Genomic DNA, 25116 nt, shown 5'->3' on the forward strand with positions numbered 1-25116 from the left:
TGAAAGCGGCGTTTGCCAATGCAAGACGCCGTTTCGCTCTCGAAGCATGCGCATCATTCAGTAGTGCTTAACGTAGTCACTTTTTCGAGGTTCCCCATGTCCACTTTCTCTATATCTCGACTTTTACGCGGTCTGGTTCTTGGCGTCGCTGCCACCGTATCTCTCCCAGCCTTGTCAGAGGAAATCACGCTTAAGTATGCTTTCTTTGCGCCGGCAGGCACTTTCCCTGGCAAACAAATGACGCATTGGGCCGAAGAAGTTAATAAACGCACCAATGGCAAAGTCAAAGTTGAAACATTTCCTGGTGGCAGCCTATTGGGCGCCCGAGAAATGTGGGACGGCGTAACCATGGGGGTAACCGATATCGGCTTGTCCGCACCTTCCTATGATCCGGGCCGCTTTCCACTCACTTCCGGCATGGCGCTTCCTCTAGGCTTTGAAAACGCCACTGAGGCCAGCCGTGTTCTATGGGAAGTCACTAAAGAATTCCAACCGAAAGAGTTCGAAAATTTCAAGGTGCTTGCAATGTTCACTTCGGAACCTGGGCACATACAATCGAAGGAGCCTGTGCGCAACACTGAAGACCTTGCCAACATGCGATTACGTGCAACCGGTAGCGGTGTGCCTGTTATCGAGGCCCTGGGTGGCTCAGCAGTCGGCATGAGCATGCCAGACGTTCCCCAGGCCGTTCAAACTGGCGTCATCGACGGCACGATGACATCAAGGGAAGTCCTCCGTGATTTCCGTTTGGCAGAGAACTTGAAATACGTCACCGAATACCCCATGGTTGTATCCACTTTTGCCGCGGTTATGGATAAGAAAAAATGGGACGCCCTGCCCGATGACGTTAAGAAAGTGTTCGATGAACTGGGCGAGGAAATGCATGCCTGGACAGGTCGCTATCACGATGAAGAAAACGTGAACGGCGCGTTGGAATGGGCCCAAAAAGAACAAGGCCTAACTATCCTGACACTTTCCGATGAAGAAACCGCGCGCTGGGACGCCAAAATGGAACCAATCGTTGAAGAGTGGATTGTCGCCACAGAGGCGAAAGGTCTGCCAGCCAAGCAATACATAGAACGCATCAAAGAACTTCAGAAGAAATAATGAAACTGATAGATTCTGATCAGTCTCTTCTAGGGCAGCTGAACCAGGTTGTTAACAAAGGGTTTGCTGCCCTAGCTGCGACAGCAATGCTGGGCTTAATGTTTCTTACCGTTGTCGATGTAGCGCTTCGCAAAATGGGCATGCAAATAGCAGGCTCATTCGAATTTATCGGCTGGCTATCCGCAATGGCAATGGGCCTTTCCCTGGGGTATGTACAACTCCATAAAGGCCACGTTGCCATTACCGCTATCAGTGAACGGTTTCAAGGTAGAGCCGCCGCAGCGGCCGAGTTCATTAGCTCGATTCTTTCTCTTCTTCTTGTTGTATTGCTAACGTACTATACCTTCCGGTTGGGCATTATTCAGAAAGCCTCTGGCTCGCTCTCTGAAACATCGCGCCTCTTGATATACCCTTGGGTGCTCATTCTGGCTGCAGGCATGGGGGCGCTTGGCCTTGCATTGCTGGCAGATTGTGTTCGTTCATTCACAACGATTATTCAACCCAAAAAAACTTAGGACTCTCGTCAAGGGATCGGTAACTGAATGGAAACGATTCACATGGCCTTGCTAGGCCTGGTCGGCATGTTTGTGCTTATGGCAATTGGTATGCCAATTGCGTTTGCAATGTTATTAGCTGGCGCGGCAGGCATCGCATCTTTATTATCTTTTTCCGCTGCAACACATTTGGTCTCTACAACGGTTTGGGAGCAGTTTTCGTCCTACAGCCTAAGTGTCATTCCGTTATTTGTTCTAATGGGCCAACTTGCTTTTCGTTCTGGAATTACCGAACGGCTTTACGCTGCAGCCTATAGCTGGCTGGGCCGCGCGCCCGGCGGGCTTGCCTCTTCTACAATCGTCGCATCGGCAGGTTTTTCGACAATATGCGGATCTAACGCGGCAGCCAGTGCCACCATGGGCATGATCGCGCTACCGGAAATGAAACGCTATGGCTACTCGCGTGCGCTCAGCGCCAGCTCAGTTGCAGTTGGCGGCACACTAGGGGCAGTCATACCGCCTAGCGTGGTGATGATTGTCATCGGCATTCAAACAGAACAATCTATTCTGGCGTTATTCCTTGCCGGCATTGTCCCGGGCATTTTGCTGACGGTACTATTTATCGGCACCATCGCCTTTATGTGCTGGCGCGACCCTAAAGCAGCACCAAAGGGCCCAGTCACCACGTTAAAAGAAAAACTCATCGCTGGGCTTAGTGTACTGGAAACTTTAGCCCTGTTTAGTTTTGTAATAGGGGGGCTCTACGCCGGGCTTTTCACGCCAACCGAGGCAGGCGCGACGGGTGCCTTCGGCGCGCTCGTCATTGGCTTAGTTCGCGGAGGCCTGACTATTCCTCGCATTATCGAAGCCGTAATGGAGTCGTTGCGAATATCGGCTATGGTTATTGCGCTAATAACTGCAGCAGTTGTATTTGGGCGATTTTTAACACTTACGCGCTTACCCTCAGAGCTGGCAGCCTGGGTCACAGCCCTTCCGGTATCACCCGACCTCATCTTGCTTGCCATTTTATTAATTTACCTTGTTGGCGGGGCTTTTGTTGATGCGCTGGGTTTTCTAGTGGTCACGCTACCCATATTTTTCCCGCTTTCAGCTGCACTGGGCTTCGACCCAATTTGGTTCAGCATGATGCTGGTTATTGTGACCACAATAGGGTCTGTTAGCCCGCCCGTTGGGGTGAACGTGTTTGTGGTCAGCGCACTTGCGCCAGACATAAAAATAGGCGCTATATTTAAAAGTGTTTTCTACTTTTTATTTAGCTTTGTTTTCTGCGTCGCCTTAATATGGCTTTATCCCGACACAGTTCTATATCTTCCTAGAATGCTGCAATAACAGCCATTTTTATAAGCTCGTTTAGGCTGTTTAACAGGGCATCATCATGCATTAACACTGTGTTAAAGATGCCCTGAAATTTGGTGGGCTGTTTCCATAACAGCCTTTACCATTTCTTCCATTTTCTCTGGCGAAACACGTGGGGTGGGGCCACCCACCGCAATGGCGGCGGTGATTTTTCCAGCAAAATCCCGAATAGGTGCCGCTACCACTCGCAAGTGCGCCAGCAACTCCTCGTCATCCATACTCCATCCCCGGCTACGCACCAGTTCAATGTCTTTTTCTAGTGCGTTGATGTCGGTAATGGTTTTGTCGGTACGCCTTTCCAGCGGAGCGCGGGCAACAAAATCATGAAGGTCAGTTTCGTCGAACGCTAAAAAAAGCTTGCCTGCGGCCGTACAATGTAGCGGCGCAAGCGTTCCCACTTCCGATGCCACCCGCATGGGCTGTGGCGTCTCGAACACTGAAAGATACAGAACGTTGTCGCCACTACGAACCGACAATTGCACTGTCTCTTGCGTTTCCTGGGCAAGCCGATTAAGAAAGGGTTGCGCTCTTGAGGCAACCGACATACCACGCAGCTTCTGACCGGCAAGATTGACAGTGCGCAAGCCAAGCCGATATTTCTTTGTCTCTTCGTTCTGCTCGATAAGCCCGTACTTTTCAAGTGCCTTTAACGCCCTGAAAACGGTCGCCTTGTCGGATCCAAGTATTTCGGTAATCTCTGAAACCCCCACATCGCGAGACTGATCGGCGACACAAAAAAGAATTTCAAGCGCTTTATCAATAGCTGACTGGCGGCTCACTTTCGTCATATAACCCAAGTTCCGTTAAAAATAACTAAGACACGCTTTGTATGTCGGGCGGCGAGGTAATAATTTGGCGCGCAAAAGCTTCAGCAACAGGCGAAAGCGTACTGTTCACTCTGGTTAGTAATTTCAGCTTACGCTGAAATTCTGGCAGAAAAGGAGGCGCCAGCGTCTTGATTCTACCCAGCTCGGCAAGCTCTTGCGTGACCACATTGGGCAACATTGCTACCCCCAACCCGTGAGATACAGCCCGGGCAATTCCTTCGTTGCTGCCGAATTCAATTGTTCCCGACGGTACGATATGATTCGCTTGCAATAGGCTTTCGGTAACGGTACGTGTTCCCGATCCTCGCTCCCGAACCAGCCATACCGCGCTATTCAATTGGGCCATCGCATCATGCTGATTGGTAGAAAGCTGAAAGCACGCCGGCGCAATTAAATTGAGCTTCTCGGTTAATACGTCTTTAGACAGAATGAGCGGATCTTCCGTTGTACCTTCGATAACAGCCAAGTCTATCCGATACTCCTTCAGATCATGGCATATTGACTCGGTGTTCCCTACAACAACGCGCAACGCAACATCTTCGTGCCCCTCTTTATAGCGCGCTAATAAAGGGGGAAGCCAATAGCTAGCAACGGTTGTGCTGGCGCCAATGGTTAACCTGCCTTTAGAAGCAGACAGGTGTTCTTCCAGGTCGTTAACAGCCAACTGTTCTAGTGCAAATATTTCACGGGCACGGGCGTAAAGCGCACGTCCGCTGTCTGTTAGCCGCAGCTTTCCATTCTTTGTTTGCCCACCCGCAGTTCTTTCAAGCAGGTCTAAGCCCAGTTGGCTTTCCAGTTCACGTACTGCTTTGGAAACAGCGGGCTGACTTACGAAAAGAACTCTGGCGGCTTTGGAAAAACTATTTTCGCGAACGACAGTAAAAAAGATGCGCGTAAGATGCAAATTTAATTTCATAACTAAATCTTATTGCCCCATGAGATATAACCAATAGAAATATCTCTTTCAAAATTATAGACTGTGCGGACATTAAAACCTTTGTTAAAGCCCAGTCAGTGAACGCATCAGCAGCCTGTAAAAAACTAGAAGAATATTTCACACCCGGTTTCTCCGGGCTTATCAGCGGGTTGCTTCTTGTCACGCTCCTGGCCCTTCTGGGCCTGTATATCGCCGAAAACACATGGGTGCAACGCATGGGGCTTGGCCCTTTAACAATCGCTATGGTCATTGGCCTGTTGGCGGGTAACTCTATATTCCCCCCTTATGCCCATCGATTCACCCAAGGTGTTGTCTTTTCGAAGTCGACATTATTAAGACTCGGCATCATTCTTTACGGTTTTCGCGTAAGCGTGCAGCAGATTTACGAGTTGGGCCTTTCGGGAATCGCAATTGGCCTATCTATCGTCGTACTCACGCTAACAATCGCCCTGTTATTGGGTAAGAAACTCTTCAAAATAGACAATGAAACCTGCTTGCTTATTGGTGCAGGCAGTGCAATTTGCGGTGCGGCTGCCATCTTGGCAACCGAGTCCATCACCAAGGCAAAAGCCGAGAAAGTATCTGTCGCTGTGGCGACCGTCGTCATCTTTGGCACCATTTCAATGTTTGCCTATCCCCAGTTATTTCCTTACCTGGAAATGAGCCCCAACGAATACGGTATCTATGTTGGGTCAACCGTGCACGAAGTGGCTCAAGTTGTGGCGGCCGCTAACGCGTTAGGTGATCAGGCCACTGAAACCGCCGTGATCGAAAAGATGTTTCGCGTCATGCTGCTTGTTCCTTTTTTATTCCTGCTGCTTATATTGGGAAAGAAAACTGAAGCAAACAAACAGAGAACCGGCGTTCAGAACGTTACGGTGCCCTGGTTTGCGGTTCTGTTTGTTTTGGTGATTGCCATCAATTCAACTTGGCCCATTTCCCTTGAGCTCACCGCCACGGTCATTAAGATCGACGATTTCATACTGGCAATGGCCATGACAGCACTGGGCCTAAGCACGAACCTGAAATCGTTGCACCGCGTGGGGCTCAAACCTTTCGGGCTCGCTGCCGTGTTGTTTCTTTTCCTATCCCTTGGTGGCTACCTAATTAACCTTGGCTTTACAGAACTGCTGTGATTCGTTAGCGGTAAATTGAAACAGGGCTTGTCGCCTCAAAAGCCTGGCGTTCGTACTGCACCAACTCCAACTGGTTACCCCAGGGGTCAAGGAAGTACCTGACTTGCAAGCCGGCGCATGGGCCTTCGTCCATTTGAATAGGGCCACTCATAACACGCACATCATGCTTTTCAAGGTACTCAACCGCAGCCGCTAGGTTTGTAACTTTGAAAGCAATATGATGGCCACCAAGATCACAGTTTCGCGGTGGTGTCGTATTACGCGTCGTAGGGCGATCATACTGAAACAGCTCTAACATAATTGTTGGGCCAATTTGCAGCATCGCAATCATCAGGCGGGCGTCAGCAACGTTCACATGGGCCTCACACCAGTCTTTTCCATCGGGCATGCGTGGCATTTCACGCGCGTCGAACGGCCCCAACCGGTAAAGCTCAACACCCCCAATCACATCAGTATAGAAAGCAACTGCGGTATCAAGATCGGGAACGGTCAAGGCGACATGGTCTACGTGAAGCAGGCCAGGAAGACCAGACTTGTCAGATGTATTCATTACTTCTCCTAACGTAAGTAAACCCCTGTTTGGGGCGGCGCATCATAATGGAAGAGCTGATGGTGGCGCGAGATTACGCGTTGCCAATTGCACGATTCGTTTCTTCAAGCGCCAACCCGAGGACTCCAGTGTCCAGCAGTCATGATAGTGACCTACTGCATAAACCGAAGTCGTGCCCTCTGAGCAAGTGCGAAAAACCGAAACGGTCGCAACCGTGTGTGTTTCCGATTCCGAAAAGCGAAACGAAGGTGGGCTGATCTGATGGGTACGCAACCCGTTATTCCACAAATGACGCGGCGCCATGTCCAGCAAATTCTGAAGCTCGGATTTGTCCAGATCAATCCACGTTGCCAGGCCATCTATTTCGGGCACTTTGGAAACAAGCTGGTATTCCCCGTCGTCGGTAAACAGTGACAAGTAAGATGCAAAATCACCTTGGTCCAAATAACGTCCCGAGGCTAATAAGCTTTCGGTTATTGCAGCGCGTTGCTCATTGTTCATGTGCGGCTCCGTTTTTGAATGGTGTATGAATATCAAAAGACGAAACACCGACAAGCTGTTGCCATTTTGCATAGAAACTGCGAACGGGCGAGTCGTCTGTCGCCTGGTCGTTGTCTTCACGCGCAACCAAGGAATACGGATACTCGTGCGCCGTCATGTTCGCCCACTGCGTCTCAATGGCCCAAATGTCCTCGGGAAGGTTGCGCCCCATTGGCCCCCAAACCTGGTTGTGCTGCTTGACCCGGGCGCGACGCTGGGTTTCGGTGTCCGATTTAGGCCCCAAGCCACGACACTCCAGAATTGTCAGCCCTGGTTCGACCGGAATCAGAGAGTCGATTCGTACAACAGTCGATCGCACATTGATCATGACATCGGGAAAAATGTCGGTAACCACATGCATATTTGGTGTCATGCCGTTCAGCGTGTCGGTACCCCGATCGCCCAACTTAAGCTTGTTGTACGCAATATTGGCCGGCTGGAAGGTATGGTGCCCATTGGGATGAAGCAACCATTTCCGTTTTAAATAAGTCGGCTGCGACAACGCTGTCGTGCGGTTAAGTAAATGCAGCAGCTCGTGATAGCCCTCGCAATTTGTCTCAACAAAGAGCTTCCAGTTCGCTTTAACCAACACGCGGTGATAATGAAAAACCTCAAGATCGCCAAGGGGTGCCTGAATCTGATCCATGGCAGAACCTATAAAATCTTTCAGCGTTTGGCTTGGTTGGCTTGATAGATTGACAAAGATAAGGCCGTGAATAGTGTCGAGATTCACCGCCTTTAAGTGCACATTGTCTGCGTTAATTGCCTCGTTTGGATACCCCTGAGGCAACGGTATCGTTGTGCACTGACCCGCAGTGGTGAACGTCCAGTGATGATAAAAACACGTGGTGCGATCGCCTTTAATGGTGCCTTGAACATCGCGCAATAATTTTGCGCCTCGGTGTGGGCAGATATTCAAGAACGCACGCAGGGTATTGTCGGTGCCCCGAATAATGGCAACCGATGTATCGGCAACGTTGATGACCCGGTACCTTCCGGGTTCCGGAACTTCGCTTTCATGGCAGGCGAACTTCCACTGCGCTTTGAAAATCTTTTCCTTTTCATCGTTGAAAAGGGCCTCGTGTGTGTACATACGGTTGTCGAGGTAATGCGTACGCGGCAAACCCGGAACACGATCCCAATCCCAGCCGAGTGCGGAAGCAGGCGAGCTTAAAGTGTCCATGAAGTTTCCTTAATGGCTAAACAAGAGGCATGGATTACAGACCATCACCTTTAAATTCGTTTCGCATGTAGAAACACTGTTTCATTATTAATGTATGCCTTTGGCCCAAACTCAACAATAAGTGAAAGTACTGATATCGACGGCGCTTTCTGCTTACTGTGCATGACGCGAAGCGCGCGCAGCCACAAACAGTAACCCCATTCCCAAATCGAATTGCTTCAACTCGCTTGGGAATGGGGTTCGCCCTGGCGTTAAACTTTCATTTCCACTAACCATCTTCCCCTGCATCCATGCCCCATATCGTTATTGAATACACCCCCAACCTAACAGACCTGCCCTTTAACGCCATGCTAGACGCCGTTACACGACGTTTGGCTGAAAGCACCGAAGTACAAGACGAAGCCGACTTGAAAGCACGTGTGGTGCGCGCCGACCACTTTCGCGTTGGGCTGGAAGACAGGGGGCGTGGATTCATTCACGTAACGGTTCGAATTATGGCAGGCCGCAACGAGCAGGCCAAACAAGATTTCAGCCAGCGCGTTACCGATGGCATGCTGGAACACATGCCGCAGTTTGGCAACGAAATGACTGTGCACCTGAGCGTGGAGGTGGTCGATATCGACCGAGGGAGCTATCGGAAGGTTAAGATGACGTAACAATCAGCACTCATCCACCTGACCCTAAGGCTGTTTAGCTGTAAACGAACTAAATTCGGTATTGACACGAAAAACCAATAACGAATATAAATCGTTAATAGCTGTGGTTTGCCTTACTAAAGGAAGTGTCCGATGAAAGTCATTATCGTTGGAGCAGGGATCGGTGGATTATCGACAGCCCTCGCGCTGCATCATCAAGGCGTAGATTGCGAAATTTACGAGAAGGTTCCGAAACTGTTGCAACAGGGCGTAGGCCTGATGCTGCTTCCACATGCATCCAAGGTGATGGAGGAACTGGGTGTACTACCTGCACTTGATGAGGTGGGTGTGCGCATCGAGCACACTTATTTCCGTACACGACATGGGCAGAATGTATGGGACGAACCGCGCGGATTGGCGGCTGGATACGACGTACCGCAGTTTGCCCTTCATCGCGGATACCTCCAGCGTGTTCTGGTAGACGCGGTCGAGGAACGCCTGCCCGGCGCACTGCATCTTGATGCCGCATTCGAAAGCGTGGAAGAGACCGCCGACGGCGTCGTTGCGCAATTCCGTCGGGCTGATGGCAGCATCATCAAAGCCAACGCAGACGCCTTGATCGGCGCAGACGGCATTCACTCTGCTGTAAGGCAGCATTTCTATCCAGAAGAAGGTACGCCGCGCTGGAGCGGCCTGATGCTGTGGCGCGGCTCGGCGGAATGGCCCACCTTCCTGGACGGCCGTACTTACTTGAACACGGGCGGCATGGATGCCAAGTTTGTGTGCTACCCGATGGCAGCGGGATCGAAACCCGGCATACAACTGACAAACTGGGCCACGGTCGTACGCCGGGCCGAACCCGGCGGGCCGCCACCTGCACGCGAAGAGTGGGATCGGCAAGCGCGCCTGGCCGACGTTCAAGAGCTTCTGAAAGTGTTTACCATTCCCGAAGTGGATATCGAAGCGCTGGTGGCCGCCACACCCATGTTCTGGGAATTCCCCATGTGCGATCGCGACCCGCTTCCGCGCTGGAGTTTCGGCCGTGTCACACTGATGGGCGATGCAGCGCATTCTATGTATCCATTTGGGGCTAATGGCGCAGCGCAAGCCATTCTTGACAGCAAGGTATTGTCGGAGTGGTTGAGTAAGGAATCGTCTGTGGTCAAGGCGTTCGAGGGTTACGAAAACGAGCGCTTGCCGATCGTAAATGAAATTGTTGCGACCAACCGCAGCGGTGGGCCCGAGCGTGTCATCAACGCGGTAGAAAAGCTCTCTCCAGAACCTTTTAATGACCTTGAAGCCATTCTGCCGTTTGCCGAGCGAAAAGCCATTGTGCATGGTTATGCCAAGTTGGCTGGGTTCTCGAACGAGCAAGTGGCAGCCGGCTCTTCATCGGGTTCGGGGAAAACAAATTAGCGCCGCAAGTAAACTCCATGCAGCTTTGACTTCATGATTTAGCCTCGGAAGATTGAATAGCATTGTCCACGCGCGACTGCAAATCAGCCCCAACAAAGCTAGTAAGATCTCCCACAGCACTGGCACGCAGCAATTTCTTTGCAGCTACGTCCAGACAAGATCGAAGTTCACCCAACATAGGGCTCGTAACAATTAACACTAATGACGCGCAACGTTTCTGCGTAACGCCCTCGTTAATATAGTTTGCAATTTGCCTGGCGAACTCGGCGCGCTCTTTCGCACGCACCTCTGTATGTGGTTCAAATTGCGTACCCGCATGGGCAGTTCGCCCATGCCCTTTACCTGCGGCGCCTGTTAAATCACCTTCACGGGCCTTATCAGAAAGGCGTTGATGCCGATGGTTAAAGTCGGCCAGCTGAGTAAGCGAATGGTCAGCACCAGAGCGCTCAAAACAATAAGCACGTTCAGAATTGGCAATCAGAACCCATGTCTTTTCCATTTTGGCTGACCCCGAAGTGAATGGTTATATCGTCATTAGGCCCGCTTCCGTAAGCCCACACTTGGAGTAACCACTTTAATCGCGAACCGTGCATCCAAACAGTTGGCCGATTGGCGTAATCCACGCTAGATTGATACGCACATCTGACTTACGTCATGGCATGCCTTAACGGGTTAATTTCATAATGCGTGCTACGGCCTCCGGATGCGGACTTATGTAGCACCTGATGCTGAAGTAATTCTGTAATGTCGCGCAGTGCTGTATCTTGGGAGCACTTGGCAAGTAATGCCCACTTGCTGGTCGTCAGCTTGCCTTCAAACCCATCCAGCAATCGGTTCAGCACCTTGATCTGACGCTCATTCATGGGAACAGCTGCCGCCCATTGCCAAAACCGCGCCTTGATCAGCACCTGGTCCAGCGTTGTGTGCGCTTGTTCGACCGCTTTTAACAATGCGGCCAAGAACCACTGCAACCAGGCGGTGACTTCCATATCGCGTTTTTGAGTGCGCTCAAGGATATCGTAATACCCTTTCCGTTCCCGCTGAATTTGTGCTGACAAGCTATAGAAGCGTTGTGGACTGCCATCTGCTCGCGTCAACAACAAATCGCCTATGGCTCGTGCAATCCGGCCATTACCGTCATCAAAGGGATGCAATGTAACGAACCACAAATGACCCAATCCAGCACGAACCAGGGCGGGTTCGTTTGGCGTGGGGTCATTCACCCAAGACAGAAAACGCTTCATTTCGGCGTCAAGGCGTTTAGCCGGGGGGGCTTCAAAATGCACTTTCTCTCGGCCAATAGCACCTGAAACAACTTGCATCGGGCCATTTGTATCGTCGCGCCACCTAGCCACACGGATCGGGCTTATTCCGGAATAACCAGTTGGAAATAATGCGGCATGCCATCCGAACAAACGCGCTTTAGTTAACAGGGTGTTCGCGTTACTGGTTGCATCAAGCACCATGTCTACAATACCGTCTACGTGACGATCTGCCGGCGCCAAAGCACCAATATCGACGCCCAAACGGCGTGCCACAGATGAGCGAACAGAGGCGACATTCAATATCTCGCCTTCAATGGCACTGGTTTGGATAACATCTTCGGTAAGTGCGACTAAACTCGCTTCATCGCGCAAGGTCATCCCCACATCTGTCAGCCGGCCTAGCAAAAGCCCTTGGGCACGACTAACCGCCGCCAACGGCTTTGCCAATGCGGCAAGGTCATATTGCCACTGGGGCCAATGCGGCGATTGCCAGATATATTCACCGTGTTTCATGCGGTGATTGTGAAATGTTATTGCCGCATTGTCAATGCTACCCGAGCCATACAATTCTCCGTAGAATATGAGGTAGCAAAAAGGAGCCCACCATGAAAATTCTACAAGTCGACTTCCCCTCTCCTGGCCCATTTGGCGCTGAAATGACTGAAATGATGCAAGGGCTGGCTGAAAGTATTGCCAAAGAGCCCGGCCTAATCTGGAAACTTTGGACTGAAAATGCGGAAACCGGTGAAGCAGGCGGTATCTACTGTTTCGAGAACCTCGAAACCCTTAACGCCTACAAAGAAATTCATGCAGCACGGCTGGAAAAAATGGGCGTGCGCAACTTGCGCTTTAAAATCTTCGATGCAAATGTCGCGCTTTCAAAAATCGACCGCTTTCCGGGGTTGTGAGTATAACTTCATGCACAGCATCATCTGGGCGCCAATACGCGTAGTCAGCCCTTCGGCTTTAACCCCTTTTCTTGGATACGCGCTGCAGCACCTGAAGTCAGCTAATCTTGAGAGGTTTAGGTCTGTTCAACGACGCTTCTTTTCTTCAATATCCTTATCGCGCAGGCCTTCCAACTCTGGAACTAGCGCCACATTCTCTTGTTCCGCCGCATCATTCCGTGAGGAAATAGCAGTAGCGGGTTCAGAGTCGGATAAATTAAATGCAATATGCGGGACACCAGGCGGAATAAAACAGAAGGTGCCTGGCTCTATCAGGCAGTAATCCTCTAATTGGGCGCCGTGATAGAGCCCGATTCGGCCTGATATGCCATAAATAGCCGTTTCAAAGTCACGGTGATAATGCACCTTAGCTTTACCACCGGGGCCAAAGGCTGTCAGGTTCATTATTTTTGTAGGGGTCGCATTTGCAGAAAACATGGTGGCCGACGTGCAATCTTTACTCGATCCGGCACAGCCAATCGACCCTTTGCTCAAGGCGCGCTGGGCAATCTTCTACTCCATTTCCACCACACAACCTGGCCTACGTGGCATCAGCTTTGGCAATTTTCTGCTGAGGCGGGTCATTGAAGCGCTGAAGCTAGAACTTCCCAAACTCAAATATTTTGCCACCTTATCGCCCATACCAGGTTTTACCAAGTGGCTGGATCAACAATCCGAATCGGACATTCAGGCGATGTTGGGGCAACGGGCCAAGCAGGTACCAGATACCAGCGCCAACAACCCCTCATGGGCACAACGCCTGCAGGCCCCCGTCGACTCGCCACCATCCGAAGCGCTAAAACGTTGCGGACTGCGCCTGGCCGCTCGCTACTTAACAACCATGCACGACGGGCAGCCCCTGGACCCCGTCGCGCGCGCAGTGCAGAAACCCATTTCCAGCGCGCGTTAAACCGCTACTTTAACAATCGTCCCCCGCTACGGGGACATACAAGCCGCGCCAGACTCCCTATAGTTGGAAACACTAGTTAAAAATTCTGAAGGAGGCGCAATGACGGACACAATTGACATTAAATACTCAATGTTCTCGGTACAGGACCACTATCCCGTCGAGAAGTACCCTGAGCATACGAGAACCGTTGAGCAGTTGTACTCCGAGGTCATCGATCAGGCTAAGCTCGCGGAAGCGCTTGGATACGACACCTTTTTTGTCGCGGAGCACCACTTTCATGAATATGGAACGGTTCCGAACCCGGCAGTAATGTTGGCATATCTGGCAGGCCAGACGCGTCGCCTGCGCTTGGGTTCTGCAATCTCTCTCCTGACATTCCACAACCCACTGACAATCGCTGAAAATTACGCAATGGTTGATATTCTGTCGGGTGGCCGGGTCTTTTTGGGCGTGGGTTCGGGCTATTTGAAACACGAGTTTGATGGCTATGGCATCAATGGTGCTGAAAAACGTGAGCGATTTGATGAGAACCTAGAAATCGTCTCGCGTTTGCTGCAGGGAGAGCGACTAAGCTACGAAGGTAAGTTCAATCAAATTGATAATGTTCAATTAAACGTACGTCCGTTGCAGCATCCGCATCCGCCTATAGCTGTCGCTATCCTCAGAAAAGAAGCCGCATATCACGTCGGGCTGAAAGGCCACAACATCTTATGCGTACCCTACGGATCCCTAGATCATTGGGACGACCTGGGGGAATTGGCCGGTGAGTTTCAACGCGGCAGAAAGGAAGGTGAAAAGCCCGCTAAGCCTGGCGATGCAGCGTTTGTATTTCACACCTTCGTGGGTGAGACTGAAGACGAAGTACGCCAATCAGCCGCTGAGTGTTTTGACTTGTATGTCCGCACGCGGCTGTACGCAAAAAGTCAGACTTATGACGATATTATGAATAGCGGACTTTCACTGTTTGGTACGCCGGATACCGTTGCCGAGAAGGTCGCACATCTATATAAGCTGGGGGTATCCCATGTGATGACGCTACATAATTTTGGGCACTTGCCTGAAACTCAGGTGCATCGCTCAATGAAGCTCTTCGCGCAAGAAGTGATGCCGAGAGTTCGTGCACTCCTGCGTCGAGATCAGGTCGAGAAAGCGGGCGAGGCGGTCTGATGGGTGAGCCGTCACGCCTTCCCGAAGGTCCAGGCGGTCAGGCTCAGCTTTGCCAAATGAAGTTGCGTTCCGCCTTGGCCCAGTTCGCAACCGGTGTGGCCGTCATCACGACGGTCACATCCGATAACGCGAATGTGGGTCTAACAGTGAATTCTTTTTCTTCTGTTTCCCTAAGCCCACCGCTGGTCCTGTGGAGCTTGGCAAAAAAATCACAGAACTTGAAGTTGTTTGAAGAAAGACACGCATTTGCGGTCAATGTACTCACCACTGCTCAGGTCGAAGTATCTAACCGTTTTGCGCGTGCTGTTGATGACAGGTTCCGCGATATTGATTGGAAACCCGGCATTGATGCGGTACCGTTGATTTCGGGTTGTGTTGCCACTTTTGAATGTCGTACGCGCCACATCATCGACGCAGGAGACCACAAGATATTTATTGGTGAGGTCGTCCGTTTCAACAGCGATAGTGCAGAACCCTTGCTTTTTCTGAATAGTCGTTATCACCGCGCAATCCCCTTGGTTTGAAGTTGTTTAAAGCACGATAAATACATAAAGGAGACAATGATGAGATTGCTGGAACTAAAAAAATTCGTGGCAGGCCTGGTTCTGGCGCTACCGGTTATCGGGGCTCAGGCAGAAACCGTCTTACAGTTGAATAACTGGTTACCGCCTGGTCATTTCATTTTTACGGAAGTTTTGAAGCCTTGGGGAGACGATGTGGCTGCGGCAACGCAGGGGCGCGTACGTATCAACATTACAACGTCATCACTTGGCCCACCCGCTCGTCAGTTTGATATGGCTCGCCAGGGTATCGCCGATATCACCTGGAGCACCCAAGGCTACACACCGGGTCGTTTCTTATCGAGTGAAGGTGTGGAGTTACCATTTCTTAGTGACAGTGCGGAAGCGCTTTCGGTTGCTTATTGGCGTACGCACAAAGCGCACTTTGAAAAGCTGAACGAGTACGCTGGAGTCAAACTGTTGTCATTACATGTTCAACCACCGGGAGAACTGTTTACGATAAAAAAACCCGTTCACAGCCTGGATGATTTGAAGGATCTCAAGATCAGGATTGTAGGGCCGGTTACCGCCAATCTAATGGAACAAGCGGGTGGTGTTGCGGTTGCCGCACCCGTGTCGCAAATTTACGAGCTTGTTTCATCCGGCGTCGTCGACGGCACCTTTCTAACGACTGACAGCATTCCCCACATGAGAATGACGGATCAGTTACATCATCGCACTACGGTTAATGGCGGGTTTTACAACACAAGCTTTTTTCTGGTAATGAATCAGAAATCGTGGGATAAGCTGTTACCCGAAGACCAGAAAGCAATTGAGCAGCTATCAGGGGAGGCTTTTGCAAAACGCGTAGGCAAGATTTGGGATGAGAAACGTGCGTACGGCGAAAAGCAGTTTGAAGAGCACAATGGTCAACACATTCAAATTCAGGGCGCCGCCCTGGAAAACCTGAAAGCGAAAATGGATAAAGTTCGCGCACAATGGGTCGCCTCAATAACAGAGCGGGGGGTTGATGGTGATGCGGCCCTGAAAATGGTGCAAGAGGAAGTGAAAAACTATAGCTCTCAATGATTTATCCTGTCATATCTCTACTTTTATAAGGGGTTGCTATCATGACTATTTCTGTTAAAGGACTTCATCATGTCGCGTGGCGCTGCGCTGATGCTGAAGAAACCCGACATTTTTACGAAGACATACTGGGTCTGCCACTCGCACACATTATCAAGGCTGATAGGGTGCCATCTACGCGCGAACATATGCCTTATGTTCACATATTTTTTGAGTTCCGCGACGGCTCCTACATTGCTTTTTTCGACGTAAATGATGGAAAAGGCAACACATTGCACCCGGAAATGCCGGAATGGATTCCCCATTTCGCCATGGAGCTCGATTCACGCGAAGAACTGCTGGCAATGAAAAAACGCCTTGAGAATCATGGCATCGACGTGATTGGCGTCGTCGATCACCATTTCGTTCAATCTATTTATTTCTTTGACCCCAACGGCGTGCGTCTGGAGTTCACCGTTCGCACTGAAACGCAGGCGTATTTAGATCAGGCTCGCACACAAGCTCGCCGGTCTCTGGACGCCTGGACGGCGACCAAACGCGCTGGGCTTGACAAAGCTGCCGAGCCGTTATCCAGCCCTGAACTAAACGGGTAAAAAGAGGACAAAATCAATGACTACTAAGCCACCCCGGAAAATCGTTACCGAATGGATCCATATCGCCTTCGATGAAACGTCGTCCTTTGTTGAAACTTATGGTTTTTCGGGCAGCCAGGGTACTGTTAATCTGGAAGGGCTTTTACTCAAGCCTCAGGGCGATTCCTCCCGGACCCTTTTGGTGTTTATGCATCCCGCCTCTACACTGCAATTACTTCCAATGCCCCGGAAACTGGCGCAAATGGGGTTTCATGTCTTATGTGCAGGCAGCCGATTTGCAAAGAACGACACCGCGCTAATCATGGAAAAAGTCGTTCTTGATCTTGGTGCCTACATTAAAGAGGCCAAGCACAACAGGGGATATGAAAAAGTCGTTCTTATGGGCTGGAGTGGTGGGGGTGCCCTTTCTGCGTTTTATCAGGCTCAAGCAGAACACCCAAGTATTACGAATACGCCCGCAGGTGATCCTGTCGATATCGCAGGCGCAGGCCTGATTCCCGCAGATGCGGTTGTGTTCCAGGCAGCCCACTTATCGCGTGCGCGTATGCTTTCTGAAATGATTGATCCATCGGTAAAAAACGAAAGTGATCCCGACGACCGGGTGCTTGAAATGGATATCTATGATCCACGCAACCCAAACCAGCCGCCGTACTCGAAAGCTTTTATCGAAGAGTATCGTACGAATCAATTGAAACGCATCCGAAAAATTCGTCAATGGGTTTTAGAAACACTTGATGATTTGAAGCGCCGCAATACCTTGGAAATGGAACGTGGCTTTGTCACACATCGCACAATGGCGGAGCCTCGATTCCTTGATTCGACCCTGGATCCAAATGGCCGTCGCCCGGGCTGGTGCTACATGGGTCATCCCGAAACCGCCAACAATGGTCCGATTGGGCTAGGTCGTTTTTCCACGCTGCGGTCATGGTTATCGCAGTGGTCGATTAACGACTCTAATGCCGATGGTCTTAGTTGCGCCGCGCATATTTCGAAGCCGGCATTAGTAGTGGAAAATGAGGCGGATGACGCAGTTCCCCAACCCCATCCTGGAATGATGTTCGATGCCTTGGGATCGCAAGATAAAACCATGCATGTCATTGCGGGCGCCACCCATTATTACAAAGGACAACCCGAACACTTAAATCAGGCTGCGGCTATCCTTACCAGCTGGATGGCATCGCGCAAACTTATTGACTTTTAATGCTTCAATAATTAATGAGCCAAGGGCTTCGTGTGCTTAACCTGGCGAACACAAAATATAAGTAACGCCAAGTTCCCTGGAATTGTCGTGACGCGTATAGTATAAAAACAAGACACTACAAGAAACAGACGAGAGACAACTATGGCAGCCCTTAGAAGCATCGATACATCATCGAGTTTTACACATAATGTCAATTGCGTTGAGCGTCTGGCGCTTCGATCGCCAAGAGGCAGGCGCAGCTCTTTACCCTCTGTTAACCGCACAAGCGACATGAATAATCCCCCATGGGGCAGGCTAATCGACAGCATTGGAAGTGACGATTTCTTCAATCAACTGCGCGCCTGGCTTAAGCTCAGTTGCCACGTTGATCACATCGGCCTGTTTCAACTGCACGAGTCGACTATCTCTGTAATTGCCTGCATTAGCCCCGAAGGAAGTGGTCTTGCCACCGAACGGATTGGTCGCTATACATCAAGTGGATTGTGGCGGTTTGATCCTTCAATACATCACATCCGCCAAGGATTGAAGACCCAAGGCCGGCAACATGTCAGAGTCAATCTTGACGGGCTATCCAAGGTTTTTCGAGAAACGCTGTACAGAGGTCTGGGTGACAAAGTCGTTCTTAGCGGTGTTCGAAACTCGGGGGCCTACAGCCTAAGTCTTTTCAGGGATGATTCTCAAAACCGGTTTGCGCAAGAAGATATCGAAGGTTTAATGCATTTAAGTGAGTCTCTCATTTCAGCGGTTGCCAAACATTGCGAACTCAGAAACTGTCGGGCCCATCGAGCGTTACGGGCCCCGATTGCTGAAATTTATGCCTGTATTCAGACAGAACACAGACTGACATCCCGCGAGCTTGAGGTCTGCGCTCGAATTATTTACGGAATGAGTCACCTGGGCATTGCCCTTGATCTGAATGTTGGTGAAGAAACCGTTAAAACATATAAAAATCGAGCCTATCAGAAGCTTGGCATTGGCAGCCAACGCGAGCTTTTGATGTGGTACCTGTCTTTGTGGAATCCATTCAATCACTAACGAAGCTGCCATGAAAAATCACAACGAATTTTCAACCCACCACATTTTCGTGGTTATCCCCCAGTTCCTTGGCAAATGTGCTGCTTTATTTCTATTGATAATGATGTCGCTCATGTTCGCCGATGTACTTGGGCGTTATTTTTTCAGCAATCCAATTAGTGGTGCGTACGAACTGACGGAAATTCTATTAGCTTTGGTCGTTTTTTTTGCTTTACCCCTGGTTACTCATGAGAAAGGGCACATCACCGTTGCCTTGTTCGACGCATGGCTGAGTGACACCATTAAAAGAATAAAAAGTTTGGCAATTAATTTGACGATGGTCGTTATTCAGGGTGTGATGACATGGCGTCTTTACCTGCATGCCAGCGACATGATCGCATATGGTGACGTTTCCATGTTTCTGCGAATTCCGTACGGCTGGATTGCCTGCACCATGACAGTAATGGCCGCTGTTTCCACCCTTTTTTCCCTGGTTCTGGCCCTTGGCGATATTCTTCGGTCTAACAACCAGGGAGACGCGCAATGATTGTTGCCGGTTTCCTCGCACTGCTTTTCCTTCTGCTCTTTTCAGGGCTGCCAATTGCTTTTGGAATGGGTTTGGTGGGTACGCTCGGATTTATGACACTAACCTCGGCTGACGCGGGTTTGGCGATGGTAGGACAAGTTGTTTACGACACCACCCTGTCATATCAGCTTTCGATTCTTCCATTGTTTATCTTAATGGGTAACTTTATTAGTCATGCCCGAATGTCTGACGACCTCTACCAGGCTGCGAACGCTTTTTTGGGCCATAAGAACGGGGGCTTGGCAATGGCGACCATTGCGGCCTCCGGCGGATTTAGCGCCGTGTGTGGCTCCAGTCTGGCAACGGTTTCTACCATGAGCAAAATAGCGATACCGCAAATGCGGCGCTTTGGCTATTCCGACGGGTTGGCTGCGGGAGCGGTAGCGGCCGGCGGCACAGTCGGAATACTGATTCCGCCCAGCGTGGTGCTTATTCTATACGGCATTCTTACCGAGAATAACATCGGGGCTCTTTTTGCTGCGGGCTTGATACCGGGCGTTCTGGGTTTGGCTCTGTATATTGGGGCTGTTCGCATTATCGTTTTCAGAAACCCGAACGCCGGGCCTAAGGGCGACCGATACTCGTGGCGTGAACGACTTCACGCTTTATCAAAGGTATGGGTACTTTTGGTGTTGTTTATTATCGTACTTGGCGGGATATACGGCGGAGTTTTTACTTCAACCGAAGCGGCTGGAATTGGCGCGTTCGGTGCTTTTGTCGTTGCACTTTTGCGACGGGCACTCACCGTTAAGTTATTGCTCGCAACCCTGCTTGACAGTGCACGTACGACAACTATGCTGCTGATGGTCTTGGTGGGCGCCATACTGTTCGGAAATTTCATCAATATGGCCCAATTCCCCCAACAACTGTCAGGGCTTATTTCTGCGATAGAGCTTAACGCTTTCGAAGTTATTCTTGTCATTACTCTAATTTATCTGGCGATAGGTTGTGTATTAGAGAGCATGTCGATGCTGCTGCTGACCGTGCCAATCTTCTACCCGGTAATCATCAACGCGGGCATTGACCCCATTTGGTTTGGTATCTATACCGTCATCGTGATCGAAATCAGTTTAATTACCCCTCCAATAGGCTTGAATGTCTTCGTTTTGAAAGCCACGGTTCCCGACATGTCGCTTTCTACAATCTTCAAAGGCTTATTGCCTTTTATCGGAGCAGATATTATTCGGCTTGGGTTGTTAATTGCATTTCCGTCCCTGGCCCTTTTTCTGGTGAATTTGTTCTTTTAAATTTGAAATGTCCAAATAGATCATTATGAACACGGCCCATTTTATGTTCAGCCGCATGGTTATACGCCTAACCTTTTGCCAGTAAACTGCAAACGACAATACTTTTCTATGCCAAGATGCCCCATATCGTTATTAAATAAACTCCCAATCTAACCGACCTGCCCTTCAACGCTATGCTGGATGCCATCACGCACCGCTTAGCCGAAAGCCCGGAGTAAAGGACGAAGCTGATTTAAAAGCATGCGTAATACAGCGGGTTGCTATCACGCAGTTCAATGCGCAAGACCAAGGCTTGGCCGCCTAAGACCGTGAGCTTGCGGGAAGTTACGCGGCGCGATCCAGAGCGGTGCAGTGTGGGGTTAGATTCCATGGCAACAAGTCGTCGATTCGGTTGACGGGGTGCTCGGCGATACGGGCCAGCACCTCACGCAAGTAAGCCATGGGTTCGATCCCGTTCAGTGCCGCGCTACCGAGTAGGCTATAAATGGACGCAGCGCTGTGGCCACCCGCATCAGATCCGGCAAATAGGTAGTTCTTGCGGCCCAAGGCGACCACGCGCAGCGCGCGCTCAGCAGCATTATTATCGATTTCAATGCAGCCATCGTCCACATAGCGCGTTAAAGCGGTCCAGCGCGTGAGCGCATAGCGAACCGCCCCGGCCAATGCGGATTTACGTGAGACGGATCGTAAGGTGTCGTGCAGCCAGTCGTGTAAAGCGTCAAGATGAGGGCCAGCCCGTGCCTGACGCGCTTGGCGTCGCACATCGGGCAACTCACCACGGATTTGCGCTTCAATGGCATACAGTTCAGCAATGCGCCCAATGGCCTGCAAGGCTTCCGGGCTGCTTTGCTGTTCGGCGATGTCGTAGAACTTGCGTCGTACGTGCGCCCAGCATGCTGCCTCAACAATTTTCCCGCTTTCGTAGAGTGCATTAAAACCTGCGTACCCATCGGCCTGAACAATGCCCTGGAAGTTTTTAAGGTGCTTCTGTGGGTGCTCGCCTTTACGATCTGGTGAGTACCCGAACCAGACCGCCGCCGGTTGATCACTGGCAGCGGTTCGGTCGTCACGAACATACGTCCACAGACGCCCCGTGCGGGTCTTGCCACGCCCCGGCGCCAGTACTGGAACAGGGGTGTCATCGGCATGGACTTTGCTGCCACTCATCACATAACGATGCAATGCCTGAACCAGAGGGCGAAGCAACTGACTGCTGCCCGCCACCCAATCGGCCAGTGTCGAGCGTGAGAGTGTCACGCCATGACGGGCATAGATCGCGCTCTGGCGATAAAGTGGTTGATGATCGCAGTACTTGGCCACCAGAACCTGAGCCAGCAATCCAGGGCCAGCCAAGCCACGTGCAATCGGACGCGAAGGTGCGCTCGCCTGCACAATGGTGTCGCAATGGCTACAGGCCATCTTGGGTCGAACCGTGCGGATGACCTTAAAGCTGGCTGGAATGAATTCAAGCGTTTCGCTAACGTCTTCGCCCAGGAATTTGAGCGCACCACCACAAGCCGGGCAGTCACAACTATCGTTGGCAGCCAGCACATGTTCTTCGCGCGGCAGGAAGTCTGGCAAGCTCTGGCGCCCGGCAGATGGCGTGCGTTTCTTTGGGGAAGTGGCTTTGGGCACAATGCCTCGCACCGGCGCACCTGATATCGCCATGTCATCAAGCATCAGCGGCAGTTGCGCCAACAGGTCGCCAGCCCGTTCACTGCTGCGCCCGAAGCGTTCGCGCCTGGCCTTGGCCAACTGCAAACGCAAGTAGTCATTTTCTTGTTGCAACGCCTTGATCACGGCCAGTAAAGCCGTTGTGTCAGATGAGGTGGCGTTAACGTTTTGCATGACCGTAATTTTACCAAATAGTCATGCCTGAATCGACCGATTATTGCCAGCAAACCCAATAAATATGCAGCTCTCCAAGCAATGCTGGCATTACACTCGCATAGGTCGCTGTGTGCGCTGGGGTCGTCGCCAATCGATGCCTTCCAGCAGCATCGACAGCTGTGCGGGCGTCAGATTGACCGCACCCGATTCAGCCGAAGGCCAGACGAAATGACCATGCTCTAACCGCTTGGCCAGTAAACACATGCCATCGCCGCTCCACCACAACACCTTGATTCGATCGCCTTTGCGACCACGAAATACAAACACGTGACCACTGAACGGATCCTCAGCCAGCTTCGATTGCACCAGCGCGGCCAAGCCATCGAAACCACGACGCATGTCGGTGACCCCAGCCGCCAGCCAAACTCGGGTTCCCGCAGGTAAACCAATCATGCGCGTAGCGTCTGGATCATGCATTGCAGCGCCCGCAGATCGGGCGTCCCATGCACTACAATTTTGGCATGACCAAGGTGCAGTTCAATTTGCCCACGCTGGGGGTCGCAATCATTGGTTGGTGACCGTGTCGTATGATGAGCATGTGGCGTCGTTGGCTGCGCACTGATGTGAACAGGCAATAGCGCAGCCGTTTCGGTGACACTTCCAAAATCACCGCGTCGATACTGCCAGCGCCAGTTGTGTAATTGATTGGCATTGAGCCCATGGGCCATGGCAACACGTGCAATTGACGCGCCTGCGGCCATTGATTCCCGCACAACGTTTCGCTTGAACTCAACAGAGTAGCGGCGTCGATTAGTGTCAGATACAGGTACGAGAGAAATTGAGGATTCGCTCATCAAACTACGTGTCCATTTGAATGAATTAATGGACACGTAGTTTGATGAGATTTATCTGAGATCGCTAGACGGTATCGGGCGGACGCTTACAAAAGGAACGGTCTTAAAGGTAGAATTTTCTAACAGCAGTATTCAGGAAATTTTGCATGAAGACCTCACGCTTTACCGACAGTCAGATAATTGCCATCCTCAAGCAATCCGAAGCGGGTACGCCGGTACCGGAGCTTTGCCGAGAGCACGGTATGAGCAGCGCCACGTTCTATAAATGGCGCGCCAAGTACGGCGGCATGGATGCTGGCCTGATGTCACGCATGAAGGAGCTGGAGGCGGAGAACGCCCGGCTGAAAAAGATGTATGCAGAGGAACGGCTCAAGGCTGAAATCCTGAAGGAGGCCATTGAAAAAAAGTGGTGAAGCCATCTCACCGACGTGAGATGGCGCAACGAGCGGTCAAGCAGTTCGCCGCCAGTATTCGCCTGGCCTGCAACGCGTTTAGCATCAGCGAGAAATGCTATCGGTATCAAGCTAAGTTAAGCAGCGACAATCAGCAAATTGCCGACTGGCTGCTTCGTTTGACCCATAACCAACGGAACTGGGGGTTCGGCCTTTGCTACCTGTATCTGCGCAACGTCAAAGGCTTCAAGTGGAATCACAAGCGCATATACCGCATTTACCGTGAGCTGGAGTTAAACATGCGTATCAAACCGCGCAAACGCTTGGTGCGGGAACAACCAGAGCCCTTGGCGGTACCGTATGCACCTAATGAAATCTGGTCGATGGACTTTATGCACGACCAGTTGGCCGACGGTCGCAGCATCCGGCTGTTCAATGTTATCGACGACTACAACCGCGAAGGCCTATGCATTGATGTGGACTTCTCGCTGCCTGCTTTACGAGTGATTCGTTCGCTTGAACAGGTCATGGAGTGGCGCGGCAAACCCAAAATTATTCGCTGTGATAATGGCCCGGAATACGCAAGTTCTGCACTGATGGGCTGGGCTGAAAAGCACCACATCAAATTGCAGTTTATCCAACCGGGTAAGCCGCAGCAGAACGCCTATATCGAACGGTATAACCGCACGGTACGCTACGATTGGTTGGCTCATCACCTGTTTGATTCTGTGTCTGATGTCCAGGACTTCGCCACACGCTGGCTCTGGACTTACAATCACGAACGGCCAAATATGGCCTTGGGCGGCATTACGCCAATTCAAAAAATGGCATTGGCCGCTTAGCCTCTACGTTTAACGACCGTTAAAAATGGGGGGATTACCGCAAGAACAGGCCTACCTCAACCAACCCACTTAAAATCGATGCACGCATATTGGCAACTGTTGTCACCTCGGTACCCAACAGCTGGCCACTTAACTTGCCATCTGAATACTCAGGCAACAATTTCTGAAACTCAGTATAAAGCGGGTTATGGGCCGGATGCAGGGGCGGCACGCCAGAAGCCATTCGAAGGTCTTTTGCAGAAACGCCTGTGGCAGTGGTCGTTAACATTGATTGTAGCGGCCAACACCACTTTGGCAACGCCATAGATTGGCGAGCGTGTGATTTTCATGCGTGTCTCCTTTGGATATCATTAATTTTTTGCATCATTCCATTAAACTTGGCTCAGGAATGGCATCTCAACCACTGGCTTGTGGAAAAAATTCTAATGACTGACATGAAACGCGCACAACGAAAATCCCTTGGCTTGTGCACTCAGTGCA

The 25116-nt window shown here is 51.0% G+C and carries 28 protein-coding genes and 1 pseudogene; 17 read left to right on the top strand and 12 right to left on the bottom strand.

What is annotated here, in order from left to right; translation table 11 throughout:
- The first annotated feature begins 96 nt into the window (after positions 1 to 96).
- From G9Q38_RS01090 to G9Q38_RS01100, 3 genes are read left to right on the top strand one after another with little or no spacing between them, the layout of a single operon-like run.
- Entirely contained in the window at positions 97 to 1107 is a 1011-nt protein-coding gene (locus G9Q38_RS01090; RefSeq protein WP_166126954.1) for a TRAP transporter substrate-binding protein, read from the top strand.
- Positions 1107 to 1622 carry a TRAP transporter small permease subunit gene (locus G9Q38_RS01095; protein WP_166126956.1) on the top strand — a complete coding sequence of 172 codons (516 nt, stop codon included), beginning with the start codon at positions 1107 to 1109 and terminating at the stop codon, positions 1620 to 1622. The genes G9Q38_RS01090 and G9Q38_RS01095 overlap by 1 nt, the downstream gene beginning before the upstream one ends.
- Before the next feature lie 27 nt (positions 1623 to 1649).
- Positions 1650 to 2951 (top strand): TRAP transporter large permease, encoded by a 1302-nt coding sequence (locus tag G9Q38_RS01100; protein ID WP_166126959.1) that lies wholly within the window; start codon positions 1650 to 1652, stop codon positions 2949 to 2951.
- A 62-nt stretch (positions 2952 to 3013) separates the two neighbouring features.
- Here G9Q38_RS01100 and G9Q38_RS01105 read toward each other — a convergent pair whose 3' ends face one another.
- A complete protein-coding gene (locus G9Q38_RS01105; RefSeq protein WP_166126962.1) occupies positions 3014 to 3766 on the bottom strand; it encodes an IclR family transcriptional regulator in 753 nt (250 codons plus the stop codon).
- A gap of 25 nt (positions 3767 to 3791) precedes the next feature.
- Positions 3792 to 4721 (bottom strand): LysR family transcriptional regulator, encoded by a 930-nt coding sequence (locus tag G9Q38_RS01110; protein ID WP_166126965.1) that lies wholly within the window; start codon positions 4719 to 4721, stop codon positions 3792 to 3794.
- A 98-nt stretch (positions 4722 to 4819) separates the two neighbouring features.
- Here G9Q38_RS01110 and G9Q38_RS01115 point away from each other — a divergent pair, with 98 nt between their 5' ends.
- The gene (locus tag G9Q38_RS01115; RefSeq protein WP_166126967.1) at positions 4820 to 5878 is read left to right on the top strand and encodes a YeiH family protein; all 1059 of its coding nucleotides are present in this window, start codon (positions 4820 to 4822) and stop codon (positions 5876 to 5878) included.
- Between the two features lie 4 nt (positions 5879 to 5882).
- Here G9Q38_RS01115 and G9Q38_RS01120 read toward each other — a convergent pair whose 3' ends face one another.
- The 3 genes from G9Q38_RS01120 to G9Q38_RS01130 are packed head-to-tail and all read right to left on the bottom strand — an operon-like array spanning position 5883 to position 8151.
- Complete coding sequence (locus G9Q38_RS01120; RefSeq protein WP_166126971.1) at positions 5883 to 6428, bottom strand: VOC family protein; 546 nt, start codon at positions 6426 to 6428, stop codon at positions 5883 to 5885.
- A 42-nt stretch (positions 6429 to 6470) separates the two neighbouring features.
- Positions 6471 to 6929: a nuclear transport factor 2 family protein gene (locus G9Q38_RS01125; protein WP_166126974.1), complete on the bottom strand. Its 459-nt coding sequence runs from the start codon at positions 6927 to 6929 to the stop codon at positions 6471 to 6473.
- Entirely contained in the window at positions 6919 to 8151 is a 1233-nt protein-coding gene (locus tag G9Q38_RS01130; RefSeq protein WP_166126977.1) for an aromatic ring-hydroxylating oxygenase subunit alpha, read from the bottom strand. The genes G9Q38_RS01125 and G9Q38_RS01130 overlap by 11 nt, the downstream gene beginning before the upstream one ends.
- A 290-nt stretch (positions 8152 to 8441) precedes the next feature.
- Between G9Q38_RS01130 and G9Q38_RS01135 the strand changes: the two genes are divergently transcribed.
- Both G9Q38_RS01135 and G9Q38_RS01140 read left to right on the top strand, forming a co-directional pair.
- The gene (locus G9Q38_RS01135) at positions 8442 to 8807 is read left to right on the top strand and encodes a 5-carboxymethyl-2-hydroxymuconate Delta-isomerase (protein ID WP_166126980.1); all 366 of its coding nucleotides are present in this window, start codon (positions 8442 to 8444) and stop codon (positions 8805 to 8807) included.
- Between the two features lie 132 nt (positions 8808 to 8939).
- Entirely contained in the window at positions 8940 to 10202 is a 1263-nt protein-coding gene (locus tag G9Q38_RS01140; RefSeq protein WP_166126982.1) for a flavin-dependent oxidoreductase, read from the top strand.
- 31 nt (positions 10203 to 10233) lie between these two features.
- Here the strand turns inward: G9Q38_RS01140 and G9Q38_RS01145 are convergent, their stop codons facing one another.
- The gene (locus tag G9Q38_RS01145; protein ID WP_166126985.1) at positions 10234 to 10701 is read right to left on the bottom strand and encodes a host attachment protein; all 468 of its coding nucleotides are present in this window, start codon (positions 10699 to 10701) and stop codon (positions 10234 to 10236) included.
- Between the two features lie 148 nt (positions 10702 to 10849).
- Complete coding sequence (locus G9Q38_RS01150; protein WP_166126991.1) at positions 10850 to 11980, bottom strand: Fic family protein; 1131 nt, start codon at positions 11978 to 11980, stop codon at positions 10850 to 10852.
- 92 nt (positions 11981 to 12072) lie between these two features.
- Here G9Q38_RS01150 and G9Q38_RS01155 point away from each other — a divergent pair, with 92 nt between their 5' ends.
- Positions 12073 to 12375, top strand: coding sequence for a monooxygenase (locus tag G9Q38_RS01155; RefSeq protein ID WP_166126996.1), 303 nt, complete (start codon positions 12073 to 12075; stop codon positions 12373 to 12375).
- A gap of 126 nt (positions 12376 to 12501) precedes the next feature.
- Here G9Q38_RS01155 and G9Q38_RS01160 read toward each other — a convergent pair whose 3' ends face one another.
- Positions 12502 to 12852: a cupin domain-containing protein gene (locus G9Q38_RS01160; RefSeq protein ID WP_166126999.1), complete on the bottom strand. Its 351-nt coding sequence runs from the start codon at positions 12850 to 12852 to the stop codon at positions 12502 to 12504.
- Between G9Q38_RS01160 and G9Q38_RS01165 the strand changes: the two are divergent.
- The 9 genes and pseudogenes from G9Q38_RS01165 to G9Q38_RS01205 form a co-directional block, all read left to right on the top strand.
- Positions 12818 to 13291: pseudogene (locus tag G9Q38_RS01165) on the top strand (malonyl-CoA decarboxylase domain-containing protein); the annotation flags it as partial. The gene G9Q38_RS01160 and the pseudogene G9Q38_RS01165 sit on opposite strands and share 35 nt — an antisense overlap.
- 132 nt (positions 13292 to 13423) lie before the next feature.
- The gene (locus G9Q38_RS01170; protein WP_228276167.1) at positions 13424 to 14491 is read left to right on the top strand and encodes an LLM class flavin-dependent oxidoreductase; all 1068 of its coding nucleotides are present in this window, start codon (positions 13424 to 13426) and stop codon (positions 14489 to 14491) included.
- Positions 14491 to 15015, top strand: coding sequence for a flavin reductase family protein (locus G9Q38_RS01175; protein WP_205962322.1), 525 nt, complete (start codon positions 14491 to 14493; stop codon positions 15013 to 15015). The genes G9Q38_RS01170 and G9Q38_RS01175 overlap by 1 nt, the downstream gene beginning before the upstream one ends.
- Positions 15016 to 15051: 36 nt before the next feature.
- Entirely contained in the window at positions 15052 to 16080 is a 1029-nt protein-coding gene (locus G9Q38_RS01180; protein ID WP_166127003.1) for a TRAP transporter substrate-binding protein, read from the top strand.
- Positions 16081 to 16121: 41 nt separating this feature from the next.
- A complete protein-coding gene (locus tag G9Q38_RS01185; protein WP_166127005.1) occupies positions 16122 to 16670 on the top strand; it encodes a VOC family protein in 549 nt (182 codons plus the stop codon).
- A 16-nt stretch (positions 16671 to 16686) separates the two neighbouring features.
- Positions 16687 to 17871, top strand: a complete 1185-nt coding sequence (locus G9Q38_RS01190) for an alpha/beta hydrolase (RefSeq protein WP_166127007.1) — start codon at positions 16687 to 16689, stop codon at positions 17869 to 17871.
- 270 nt (positions 17872 to 18141) lie between these two features.
- On the top strand, positions 18142 to 18906 hold the full coding sequence (locus tag G9Q38_RS01195; RefSeq protein ID WP_166127009.1) for a helix-turn-helix transcriptional regulator: 765 nt from the start codon (positions 18142 to 18144) through the stop codon (positions 18904 to 18906).
- A gap of 10 nt (positions 18907 to 18916) precedes the next feature.
- Positions 18917 to 19432: a TRAP transporter small permease gene (locus G9Q38_RS01200; protein WP_166127011.1), complete on the top strand. Its 516-nt coding sequence runs from the start codon at positions 18917 to 18919 to the stop codon at positions 19430 to 19432.
- Complete coding sequence (locus G9Q38_RS01205) at positions 19429 to 20718, top strand: TRAP transporter large permease (protein WP_166127013.1); 1290 nt, start codon at positions 19429 to 19431, stop codon at positions 20716 to 20718. Before G9Q38_RS01200 ends, G9Q38_RS01205 begins: the two co-directional genes overlap by 4 nt.
- A 324-nt stretch (positions 20719 to 21042) precedes the next feature.
- Here the strand turns inward: G9Q38_RS01205 and tnpC are convergent, their stop codons facing one another.
- From tnpC to tnpA, 3 genes are all read right to left on the bottom strand, one after another.
- Positions 21043 to 22566, bottom strand: a complete 1524-nt coding sequence (gene tnpC, locus G9Q38_RS01210; RefSeq protein WP_166127015.1) for an IS66 family transposase — start codon at positions 22564 to 22566, stop codon at positions 21043 to 21045.
- Positions 22567 to 22656: 90 nt separating this feature from the next.
- Positions 22657 to 23025, bottom strand: a complete 369-nt coding sequence (tnpB, locus tag G9Q38_RS01215; protein WP_370523872.1) for an IS66 family insertion sequence element accessory protein TnpB — start codon at positions 23023 to 23025, stop codon at positions 22657 to 22659.
- Positions 22998 to 23402 (bottom strand): IS66-like element accessory protein TnpA, encoded by a 405-nt coding sequence (gene tnpA / locus G9Q38_RS01220; protein WP_166127017.1) that lies wholly within the window; start codon positions 23400 to 23402, stop codon positions 22998 to 23000. The genes tnpB and tnpA overlap by 28 nt, the downstream gene beginning before the upstream one ends.
- A 146-nt stretch (positions 23403 to 23548) precedes the next feature.
- On the opposite strand from tnpA, the gene G9Q38_RS01225 reads away from it, so the two are divergent.
- A protein-coding gene (locus G9Q38_RS01225) for an IS3 family transposase (RefSeq protein ID WP_166127019.1) occupies positions 23549 to 24636 on the top strand; the annotation gives its coding sequence in 2 pieces (ribosomal slippage) (positions 23549 to 23801 and positions 23801 to 24636; 1089 coding nt in all).
- A gap of 34 nt (positions 24637 to 24670) precedes the next feature.
- Here the strand turns inward: G9Q38_RS01225 and G9Q38_RS01230 are convergent.
- A complete protein-coding gene (locus G9Q38_RS01230) occupies positions 24671 to 24859 on the bottom strand; it encodes a hypothetical protein (RefSeq protein ID WP_166127021.1) in 189 nt (62 codons plus the stop codon).
- Positions 24860 to 25116: the final 257 nt, after the last annotated feature.

This window comes from Pusillimonas sp. DMV24BSW_D, assembly GCF_011388195.1.
Taxonomy (GTDB): Bacteria; Pseudomonadota; Gammaproteobacteria; order Burkholderiales; family Burkholderiaceae_B; genus Neopusillimonas; species Neopusillimonas aestuarii.

Excerpts from the sequence above, each read along its gene's own strand:
- G9Q38_RS01170 (WP_228276167.1), top strand. The coding sequence starts at position 13,424 with ATGACGGACACAATTGACATTAAATACTCAATGTTCTCGGTACAGGAC.
- G9Q38_RS01135 (WP_166126980.1), top strand. The coding sequence starts at position 8,442 with ATGCCCCATATCGTTATTGAATACACCCCCAACCTAACAGACCTGCCC.
- G9Q38_RS01160 (WP_166126999.1), bottom strand. The coding sequence starts at position 12,852 with ATGTTTTCTGCAAATGCGACCCCTACAAAAATAATGAACCTGACAGCC.
- G9Q38_RS01105 (WP_166126962.1), bottom strand. The coding sequence starts at position 3,766 with ATGACGAAAGTGAGCCGCCAGTCAGCTATTGATAAAGCGCTTGAAATT.
- G9Q38_RS01190 (WP_166127007.1), top strand. The coding sequence starts at position 16,687 with ATGACTACTAAGCCACCCCGGAAAATCGTTACCGAATGGATCCATATC.
- G9Q38_RS01175 (WP_205962322.1), top strand. The coding sequence starts at position 14,491 with ATGGGTGAGCCGTCACGCCTTCCCGAAGGTCCAGGCGGTCAGGCTCAG.
- G9Q38_RS01150 (WP_166126991.1), bottom strand. The coding sequence starts at position 11,980 with ATGAAACACGGTGAATATATCTGGCAATCGCCGCATTGGCCCCAGTGG.
- G9Q38_RS01125 (WP_166126974.1), bottom strand. The coding sequence starts at position 6,929 with ATGAACAATGAGCAACGCGCTGCAATAACCGAAAGCTTATTAGCCTCG.
- G9Q38_RS01200 (WP_166127011.1), top strand. The coding sequence starts at position 18,917 with ATGAAAAATCACAACGAATTTTCAACCCACCACATTTTCGTGGTTATC.
- G9Q38_RS01095 (WP_166126956.1), top strand. The coding sequence starts at position 1,107 with ATGAAACTGATAGATTCTGATCAGTCTCTTCTAGGGCAGCTGAACCAG.
- tnpB (WP_370523872.1), bottom strand. The coding sequence starts at position 23,025 with ATGCATGATCCAGACGCTACGCGCATGATTGGTTTACCTGCGGGAACC.
- G9Q38_RS01130 (WP_166126977.1), bottom strand. The coding sequence starts at position 8,151 with ATGGACACTTTAAGCTCGCCTGCTTCCGCACTCGGCTGGGATTGGGAT.
- G9Q38_RS01100 (WP_166126959.1), top strand. The coding sequence starts at position 1,650 with ATGGAAACGATTCACATGGCCTTGCTAGGCCTGGTCGGCATGTTTGTG.
- G9Q38_RS01180 (WP_166127003.1), top strand. The coding sequence starts at position 15,052 with ATGATGAGATTGCTGGAACTAAAAAAATTCGTGGCAGGCCTGGTTCTG.
- G9Q38_RS01110 (WP_166126965.1), bottom strand. The coding sequence starts at position 4,721 with ATGAAATTAAATTTGCATCTTACGCGCATCTTTTTTACTGTCGTTCGC.
- G9Q38_RS01145 (WP_166126985.1), bottom strand. The coding sequence starts at position 10,701 with ATGGAAAAGACATGGGTTCTGATTGCCAATTCTGAACGTGCTTATTGT.
- tnpA (WP_166127017.1), bottom strand. The coding sequence starts at position 23,402 with ATGAGCGAATCCTCAATTTCTCTCGTACCTGTATCTGACACTAATCGA.
- G9Q38_RS01120 (WP_166126971.1), bottom strand. The coding sequence starts at position 6,428 with ATGAATACATCTGACAAGTCTGGTCTTCCTGGCCTGCTTCACGTAGAC.
- G9Q38_RS01230 (WP_166127021.1), bottom strand. The coding sequence starts at position 24,859 with ATGGCTTCTGGCGTGCCGCCCCTGCATCCGGCCCATAACCCGCTTTAT.
- G9Q38_RS01195 (WP_166127009.1), top strand. The coding sequence starts at position 18,142 with ATGAATAATCCCCCATGGGGCAGGCTAATCGACAGCATTGGAAGTGAC.
- G9Q38_RS01205 (WP_166127013.1), top strand. The coding sequence starts at position 19,429 with ATGATTGTTGCCGGTTTCCTCGCACTGCTTTTCCTTCTGCTCTTTTCA.
- tnpC (WP_166127015.1), bottom strand. The coding sequence starts at position 22,566 with ATGCAAAACGTTAACGCCACCTCATCTGACACAACGGCTTTACTGGCC.
- G9Q38_RS01185 (WP_166127005.1), top strand. The coding sequence starts at position 16,122 with ATGACTATTTCTGTTAAAGGACTTCATCATGTCGCGTGGCGCTGCGCT.
- G9Q38_RS01155 (WP_166126996.1), top strand. The coding sequence starts at position 12,073 with ATGAAAATTCTACAAGTCGACTTCCCCTCTCCTGGCCCATTTGGCGCT.
- G9Q38_RS01090 (WP_166126954.1), top strand. The coding sequence starts at position 97 with ATGTCCACTTTCTCTATATCTCGACTTTTACGCGGTCTGGTTCTTGGC.
- G9Q38_RS01140 (WP_166126982.1), top strand. The coding sequence starts at position 8,940 with ATGAAAGTCATTATCGTTGGAGCAGGGATCGGTGGATTATCGACAGCC.